8 protein-coding genes are annotated in these 8,341 nt (G+C 73.3%); 4 read left to right on the forward strand and 4 right to left on the reverse strand.

All coding sequences use genetic code 11. The features are described 5' to 3' along the window. Position 1 precedes the first annotated feature (1 nt). A complete protein-coding gene (locus AC1RNL_RS13020; RefSeq protein ID WP_400529914.1) occupies positions 2-919 on the forward strand; it encodes an ABC transporter permease in 918 nt (305 codons plus the stop codon). A gap of 103 nt (positions 920-1,022) precedes the next feature. Here AC1RNL_RS13020 and AC1RNL_RS13025 read toward each other — a convergent pair whose 3' ends face one another. Next, a complete protein-coding gene (locus AC1RNL_RS13025; protein WP_492935469.1) occupies positions 1,023-2,669 on the reverse strand; it encodes an ABC transporter ATP-binding protein in 1,647 nt (548 codons plus the stop codon). A 37-nt stretch (positions 2,670-2,706) separates the two neighbouring features. After that, positions 2,707-3,660 carry an NADP-dependent oxidoreductase gene (locus AC1RNL_RS13030; RefSeq protein ID WP_492935470.1) on the reverse strand — a complete coding sequence of 318 codons (954 nt, stop codon included), beginning with the start codon at positions 3,658-3,660 and terminating at the stop codon, positions 2,707-2,709. A gap of 103 nt (positions 3,661-3,763) precedes the next feature. Here AC1RNL_RS13030 and AC1RNL_RS13035 point away from each other — a divergent pair, with 103 nt between their 5' ends. Continuing rightward, on the forward strand, positions 3,764-4,474 hold the full coding sequence (locus AC1RNL_RS13035) for a DUF998 domain-containing protein (RefSeq protein WP_492935471.1): 711 nt from the start codon (positions 3,764-3,766) through the stop codon (positions 4,472-4,474). Here the strand turns inward: AC1RNL_RS13035 and AC1RNL_RS13040 are convergent. Continuing rightward, a complete protein-coding gene (locus AC1RNL_RS13040; RefSeq protein ID WP_492935472.1) occupies positions 4,471-5,214 on the reverse strand; it encodes an alpha/beta fold hydrolase in 744 nt (247 codons plus the stop codon). The genes AC1RNL_RS13035 and AC1RNL_RS13040 overlap by 4 nt on opposite strands. After that, the gene (locus AC1RNL_RS13045) at positions 5,214-5,810 is read right to left on the reverse strand and encodes a YqaJ viral recombinase family protein (RefSeq protein WP_246992246.1); all 597 of its coding nucleotides are present in this window, start codon (positions 5,808-5,810) and stop codon (positions 5,214-5,216) included. Before AC1RNL_RS13045 ends, AC1RNL_RS13040 begins: the two co-directional genes overlap by 1 nt. Positions 5,811-5,952: 142 nt before the next feature. Here AC1RNL_RS13045 and AC1RNL_RS13050 point away from each other — a divergent pair, with 142 nt between their 5' ends. Both AC1RNL_RS13050 and AC1RNL_RS13055 read left to right on the forward strand, forming a co-directional pair. Continuing rightward, the gene (locus AC1RNL_RS13050; protein ID WP_164877027.1) at positions 5,953-6,696 is read left to right on the forward strand and encodes a response regulator transcription factor; all 744 of its coding nucleotides are present in this window, start codon (positions 5,953-5,955) and stop codon (positions 6,694-6,696) included. Positions 6,697-6,730: 34 nt separating this feature from the next. Beyond that, a complete protein-coding gene (locus AC1RNL_RS13055) occupies positions 6,731-8,251 on the forward strand; it encodes a sensor histidine kinase (protein WP_246992244.1) in 1,521 nt (506 codons plus the stop codon). Positions 8,252-8,341 lie beyond the last annotated feature (90 nt).

Raw genomic sequence — 8,341 nt, forward strand, 5'->3', positions numbered from 1 at the left:
GATCCCGGCCGTCCCCGTCCCCGAGGGCGACGCCGGGCAGCCCCGCCGCTCCGGGAGCTTCTGGGGCGACGTGCTGCGGCGGCTGCGCCGCAACCCCGCCGCCTGGATCGGCGCGGTCGTCGTCAGCCTGTTCGTGCTCGTCGCGCTGCTCGCGCCGGTGCTCGCGCCCTACCCCGAGCTCGCCACCCCCGGCGCGGGCCTGCGGCTGCCGACCTACCTGCCCGGCCCGGGCGAGGTGCCCGACTTCCCGCTCGGCATCGACCGCTTCGGCGGCGACGTGCTCTCGAAGCTCATCTGGGGCGCGCAGGCGTCGCTGCTCATCGGCGTCGCCTCCACCTTCTTCGGCCTGCTCGGCGGCATGGTGCTGGGCGCCCTGGCGGGCGCGTTCGGCGGATGGGTCGACACCCTCATCATGCGGGTGGTCGACATCCTGCTGTCGGTGCCGCACCTGCTGCTCGCGGTCTCGATCGCCGCGGTGCTCGGCCGCACGCCGCTCGCGGTGATGATCGCCATCGGCGTCGCGCAGGTGCCGATCTTCGCCCGCCTGCTGCGCTCGTCGATGCTGCAGCAGCGCGAGTCCGACTACGTGCTCGCCGCCCGCACCCTGGGCCTCGGCACCGGTCGCATCACGATGACGCACCTGCTGCCGAACTCGGTGGGCCCGGTGATCGTGCAGGCGACGCTCACGCTCGCGACCGCCGTCATCGACGCGGCGGCGCTGTCGTTCCTCGGCCTCGGCGGCGGGCGGCCCGAGACGGCCGAGTGGGGCCGCATGCTCACCTACGCGCAGGCGGAGCTCGCGATCGCGCCGTGGCTCGCGTTCCTGCCCGGCATCTGCATCATGATCGCGGCGCTCGGCTTCACGCTCCTCGGCGAGGCGCTGCGCGAGGCGATGGACCCCCGCACCCGCAAGCGCTGAGCGGTGGAGCTGGAGGCAGAGGCCGCCCTCTCGGGCCTCTGCCGCGACCCCAGCTCCGGGGGCCGTCCCGGCCCCCGGTCTGCCCGGCGCCCGCTGAGGCCGCTCAGCTCGCGATCTGCAGCTCGTTGCCGGGGATCGAGGCGAGGAGCCTCCGCGTGTACGGGTCGCGCGGGTTCGTGAAGATCTCCTCGCTCGTCGCCGCCTCGACGAGCCTCCCGTTCTGCATCACCGCGACGTAGTCGCTGATGAGGCGCACGACGGCGAGGTCGTGCGAGATGAAGAGGTAGCTGAGCCCGAGGTCGCGCTGCAGGTCGCCGAGCAGCCGCAGGATCTGGTCCTGCACGAGCACGTCGAGCGCCGACACCGGCTCGTCGCAGACGATCACGTCGGGGGAGAGGGCGAGCGCGCGGGCGATCGCCACGCGCTGGCGCTGGCCGCCGGAGAGCTCCGACGGGTAGCGGCGCGCCATGTCGGACGGCAGCGCGACCTGGTCGAGCAGCTCGCGCACGCGGCGCTGGCGCTCGAGCTTCGACCCCTTGCCGTAGAACGACAGCGGCTCCTCGACGATGCGCTCGATCGTGAACATCGGGTTGAGCGACGAGTACGGGTCCTGGAACACCGGCTGCACGCGCTGGCGGAACTCCTTCTGCTCCTCGCGGGAGAGCGCGAAGACGTCCTTGCCCTCGAAGCGCACCGTGCCGCTCGTCGGCTCGAACGCCTTCAGCAGCATCCGCGCCGTCGTCGTCTTGCCGGAGCCGGACTCGCCCACGATGGAGACGGTCTTGCCGCGCGGCACCGAGAGCGACACGTCGTCGACGGCCTTGAAGGGCTCGCGCCGGCCGCGCACGTGGAACTCCTTGGTGACGTGCTCGAACTCGACGATCGTGTCGGGGGCCTCCGAGGCATCCGCCCCGCCATGGCTCGCGAAGTCCTCGGGCCGCAGCCGCGCCATCGCGACCGACGGCGCCGCCTTCACGAGCGACTGCGTGTACGGGTGCTGCGGCGCCTCGAGGATGTGCTTCGCCGGACCCTGCTCGACGACGCGGCCGCGGTGCATGACGACGACCCGCTGGGCGCGCTCGGCGGCGAGCCCCAGGTCGTGCGTGATGAGGAGCACGGCGGTGCCGAGCTCCTCGGTCATCTGCTGCAGCTGATCGAGGATCGTGCGCTGCACGGTCACGTCGAGCGCGCTCGTGGGCTCGTCGGCGATGAGCAGCTGCGGGCGGCACGCGAGGCCGATCGCGATGAGGGCGCGCTGGCGCATGCCGCCCGAGAACTCGTGCGGGTACGACTTCGCCCGCTCGGCGGCATCGGGCAGCCCGGCCGCCTCGAGCGTCTCGACGACCTTCTGGTCGACGGTGCGGCGGTCGGCGAGCCCGTGCGCGAGCAGCGTCTCGGCGACCTGCGTGCCGATGCGCGCGACCGGGTTGAGGTTCGACATCGGGTCCTGCGGCACGAGCCCGATGCGGCGGCCCCGCACCTTGCGCATGGCGCTCTCGCTCGCGCCGACGAGCTCCTCGCCGTCGAGCCGGATGCTGCCCGCCGTGACGCGGCCGTTGCCCGACAGCAGGCCGATCACGGCCATCGCGGTGGTCGACTTGCCCGAGCCCGACTCGCCCACGATCGCGAGCGTCTCGCCCGCGGCGAGCGAGAGGCTCGCCTCGTGCACTGCCGTGACCGTGCCGTCCTGGGTCGTGAACTCCACCTTGAGTCCGGAGACCTCCAGCAGCGGCTTCTTCGCGTCGCTCATCCGACCATCTTGCACTGCCGCCGGGAACTTCGCTGGATCAGCGCACCCGCAGCACGAGCTTGCCCCGCACGTGCCCTCCCTGCAGCACGCCGAAGGCCTCGTGCACGCGGTCGAGCGGGTAGACGCGCTGCACCTCGACGCGCACGTCGCCGGCGTCGATGAGGCGGCCGATGATGCCGAGGTTCGAGCCGTCGGCCTCGACCTTCACCGACGACGCGCGCATCCCGCGCTCGGCGGCGGCGGATGCGTAGTCGGGCCAGGAGCCGGTCGGCACGTTGAGGTAGAGCCCGCCGTGCTTCAGCGCGTCGAGCGAGCGCGTGCCCGTCTCGTCGGCCACGTTGCCGACGAGGTCGACGACCACGTCGACCTTCTGCAGCGCGTCCTCGAAGCGCTCGCTCGTGTAGTCGATGACCTCGTCGGCGCCGAGCGACCTGGCGAAGTCGACGTTGCGGGTCGAGACGGTGGTGGCGACGTGGGCGCCGAAGTACTTCGCGAACTGCACGGCGAAGTGGCCGACGCCGCCGGCGCCGGCGTGGATGAGGATGCGCTGGCCGGCGCGCGCCTTCGCGACGCGCACGACCGCGTCCCACGCGGTGAGGGCGGCGCACGGCACCGCCGCCGCCTCCTCGAAGGTGAGCGACTCGGGCTTCGGCGCGAGCGCGAGGCTCGGCACGATCGCCTGCTCGGCGTACGACCCGCGGGTGCGCCAGTGGTTGACGATGCCGTACACGGCGTCGCCGGGCTGCACGTCGTGCGCCTCGTAGGGCGACTCGGCGACGATGCCGGCGACGTCGCCGCCCGGCACCCACGGCAGCAGCGGCTCGACGGCCTTCGCGGCGCCCTTGCCGATGACCGTCTTGTAGTCGATCGGGTTCATGCCGGCCGCGTGGACGTCGACGAGCACCTCGGTCCCGAGCTTGAGCGGAGCGTCGATGTCGCCGATCTCCACCTGGTCCGTCGGCCCGAACTCCCGCACCAGCACTGCGCGCATCGCACTTCCCTCCACGTCGCCTCGACGCTAGCGCACGCGTGTGACGCCCAGATGTCGAGATGACGACATGTGACCGCAGGGCCGCCGCGGCTACAGTGCACGTGTGCTCCAGCGCCCCCGGACCGCCGACGTCGCCGTCGCCGCCCTCGCCGTCGCGAGCCTCGTCGCGGGCGCGGTCGTCATCGGCGACGCGCGCGCGATCTACGAGCGCCACCTCTACATCTCCGAGCTCGGCGCCGAGCACATGCGCTCGGCCGCGCAGTTCCAGGCCGGGTTCGTGATCGTCATCGCCGGCATCCTGCTCGTGGCCGTGTCGGTGCGCGACGTGCGCACCCGCCTGCCGGTGCTGCGGCTGTGGGCGCCATCGGCGGCGCTCGTGGGCGCGGCGACGCTGTTCCTCGTCGCCGCTGCCGTGCCGTGCTCGCCCGGCTGCCCGTCGCTGCTCGGCACCGAGGCCGAGCTGCGCGACTGGGTGCACATCGTCGCGGCGGTGCTCGGGTTCGTCGCGGGCTGCCTCGCGATGCTGCAGTTCGCGACCGCGCGCGACCGCTGGGTCGCCCGGCTCTCGACGGCGGGCGGGCTCGCGGTCGGCGTGATCGCCGCGACCGGCGGCATCATCTCGCTCGCGCGCGGCAACACCGACATCGGCTCGGCCATGGAGTTCGTCGCGGCGGGGCTCGGGGTGCTGTGGATGATCGCGGTGACGGTCGTGCACACGCTGCCGCACGCGGCGGCGGATGCGTCGGAGCCGGTGCGCGCGCGGTCCCGCGGCGGCGCGGTGCCGGTGGGGGCGGCCGCCCGGCTCGAGGATTAGCCGATCCCCACCAGGAAGCTGGCCAGCTGCTGCCGGAACCACGCGTACATCGCGGCCTCGCCGTCGTCCCGCGCGGGCGAGACGAGCATCCGGCATCCCAGCTCGTCGCGCCACGCCTCGGCGACGTGCAGCGGATGCACGGGGTCGCGGGGGCTCGCGAGCACGACCGTCGGCGCGGGGATGCGCAGCTCGCCCGGGCGGTAGGCGATGTTCCGCGGGATCTCGAGCAGGCGGATGCGCCGCTCGGCTGCGAGCGGCTGCGTCAGCTGCGCCTCGAGGCCGCGCGCGTGCGCGAGCGACTCGTGCGCGACCGCGCGCCAGGCGCCCGAGCGGTGCAGCTCGTCGAGCGCCCGCTGCGGCCGGTGCTCCTCGAGCAGCCGCCCGAGCAGCGGGAAGATCGCGAGGTTCGGCGGCAGCGGCTCGGTCGTGAAGGCGGGGCGGATGAGCGCGACGCGGTCGAGCGGGAACCGCCCGGAGCGCGCGATGATCGCCGCGAGCGCCGCGCCGAGCGAGACGCCGACGATCGTCACGGGGGAGCCGTCGCCGACGCGCACGAGCTCGTCCGATACCTCCGCGGCCAGCGCCTCGAGCGCGAAGCGATCCGGCTCGCCGATCAGCGTGCTCGCGCCGTGCGCGCGCAGGTCGGGCGCGAGCACGCGCACGCCCGCGGGCACGGCTCCCTCGAGGTAGGCGCGCATCGCGCGGGCGTCGGAGCCGAGGCCGTGGATCGCGAGCAGCATCAGCCGCGCAGGAGCTCGAGCAGCCGATCCGCGCGGTCGACGAGCATCGCGATCTCGTCCTCGTCGCGCTCGACCCACACGTGCCTGGGCGGGCCGACGGGCACGAAGTGGCTGTGCTGCTCCCAGACGAAGAGGGTGCGGTCGGCGCCGAGCACGTACTGCTGCCACCAGATCTGGCGCAGGTACTGCTTCGGCACCCGGTCGAACGCCTTCGAGGTCGTCTTGATCTCGGCGAGCACCGTGCCGTCGTCGCTCACGCAGTCGGGCGTCGCGAGGTGGTCGCGGTGGGGCACGGAGTGGAAGAGCGCATCCGACGGCACGAGCGAGAAGTGGTCGTGCACCCAGCGGGCGATGTGCGGCTCGCGGGCGCGGCCGTGGTCGGTGAAGGCGTTGCCGGAGAAGCCGCGGAGGCCGAGCTTCTCGCGCGCGACGGCGGCGACGGCGGCCGAGGTGCTGAGCCTCGCCGCGTCGGTCGCGGTGACGCCGCGCGAGCGGGCGCGCAGCCACGCGATGCGGTCGCTCGAGCGGGCGACGATGCGGCTCGTGTGCCCCAGCACCGACGGCTCGTCGCCGAAGATGTCGAGCTGGAGCTGCATGGCTCCATCGTCCCACGCGGGGCCCACCCGGCTCGCCGCCATGCCGGGTCCGCGCGACCGCTCGAGCGTGAGGGCAAGCGCACAGGAAGCGCAAAGGATAAGGTCGGATCGACGCACAGGAGACTCTGGCGGAATGGATGGCATGACCGACACCGCTCAGCAGCAGCTGCGGGCACAGCCCCGCCTCACCCGCCCGGATGGCTCGCCCATCCGCGTCGTCGTCGTCGACGACGAGCAGAGCCTCGCCGACCTCGTCGCCATGGGCCTCAAGTACGAGGGCTGGGACGTGAAGACCGCCGCCAACGGCCAGCAGGCGCTGCAGGCCGTGCGCGAGTTCCGCCCCGACGCCGTGGTGCTCGACATCATGCTCCCCGACATCGACGGCCTCACCGTGCTCCAGCGCCTGCGCTCGGCCGGCTTCGACGTGCCGGTGCTCTTCCTCACGGCCAAGGACTCGCTCGACGACCGCGTCGCCGGGCTCACCGCCGGCGGCGACGACTACGTCACAAAGCCCTTCGGGCTCGAGGAGGTCGTCGCGCGCCTCCGCGGCCTGATCCGCCGCACCGCCCAGACCGCCGAGGAGTCGAGCGTGCTCTGGGTCGGCGACCTGATGATGGACGAGGACTCCTACGAGGTGCGCCGCGGCGGCCAGCAGGTCGACCTCACGGCGACCGAGTTCGAGCTGCTGCGCTACCTCATGCGCAACCCGCGCCGCGTGCTCTCGAAGGCGCAGATCCTCGACCGCGTCTGGTCGTACGACTTCGGCGGGCGCGCGAGCGTCGTCGAGCTGTACATCTCCTACCTGCGCAAGAAGATCGACACGCTCGGCCCGCCCATGATCCACACCGTGCGCGGCGTCGGCTACCAGCTGCGCGCGGCTGAGTGAGCCGGCGCCCGCCGCGCAGCCGCCTCCTGCACCCGTGACCCAGCCCGCAGCCGCGACGCCCCAGACCCGACGCATCCAGAACCCGTCGTCGTGGTCGCTGCGCCGACGGCTGCTGGTGGTGGTCGTGGCGCTGTTCGCCCTGCTCACCGCGGCGGTGGCGATCGCGAGCGTCATGACGATGCGCGTCGTGCTCGAGACGCGCGTCGACGAGCAGCTGACCGAGATCGCGAGCCGCACCGCGACCGACGTCGAGCGCGCGCTCGCGACCGGCACGCAGGCGCCGCTCGACCCGCGCACCGCGCCGACCGCCACGCTCATCGCCATCGAGCAGGGCGGCGAGCTGCGCCAGGCGTTCATCCTCACGAGCATCGGGCAGCAGCTCGCGCTGTCGGCCGCCGACGAGCGGGTCGTGCTCGGCACCGGCTCCGACGGCATCGTCAACGAGTCGCTGCCCACCTACGGCTCCTACCGGGTGATCGCGCACGACGTCGGCGGCGGGGCGCGGGTGATCGTCGGGCTGTCGATGTCCGAGACCAACCAGACGCTCGCGGCGCTCGCCTTCGTGATCGCCGTGGCGGCGTTCGCGGCGGTCACGATCGTGCTGCTGCTCGGCGACATGATCATCCGGCGCGCGCTGCGGCCGCTCACCTCCGTCATCGCCACCACCGAGCGCATCTCGCAGCTGCCGCTCGCCTCGGGCACCGCGCAGCTGACCAACCGGGTGCGCATCGAGGAGCCCGCCTCGGAGGTCGGCCGCGTGCAGGAGAGCATGAACCGCATGCTCAACCACATCGAGCAGGCGTTCGAGGCCCGCTCGGCGAGCGAGCGGCGCGTGCGCCAGTTCGTCGCCGACGCCTCGCACGAGCTGCGCACGCCGCTCGCCGCGGTGCGCGGCTACGCCGAGATCACGCGCAAGCACGACGGCGACCTGCGGCCCGACACCCGCGAGTCGCTCGAGCGCATCGAGGCGGCGGCGCAGCGCATGCAGGCGCTCGTCGACGACCTGCTGCTGCTGGCGCGGCTCGACGAGGGCCGCGAGCTCGAGCGGGGCGAGGTCGACCTGTCGCTGCTCGTGATCGAGGCGGTCGCCGACGCGCAGGCCGCGGGCCGCTCCCACCCGATCGCGCTCGAGCTGCCCGAGGAGCCCGTGGTGGTCGCGGGCGACCCGCTGCGGCTGCAGCAGGTCGTGGCGAACCTGCTCGCGAACGCCAGGGTGCACACGCCCGAGGGCACGCCCGTCGACGTGTCGCTGCGCACCGAGGGGGAGGAGGCCGTGGTCGAGATCGTCGACGCGGGCCCCGGCATCCCCGACGAGCTGCAGCAGACGGTCTTCCAGCGCTTCGCGCGCGGCGACTCCTCGCGCTCGCGCGCGACGGGCTCCTCGGGGCTCGGGCTCGCGATCGTCGAGGCCCTCGTCGACGCGCACGGCGGCACCATCGCGCTCGAGAGCGAGCCGGGGCGCACCGCGTTCACCGTGCGCCTGCCGCTGTGGGGACGGGCGGCGGGGTCGGATGCGCCGGACGCCGAGGGCGCGGAGCTCCGGCAGTCGTCGTGACCGACGGGGCCGGCCGAGGTGCCTCATGTCAATATGCCCGCGTGCGTGAAGCGGTGCCTCACGTAGGAATGCCCGCGTGTGTGGTCAGCT

Source organism: Agrococcus sp. GW821-FHT14H11, assembly GCF_058803545.1.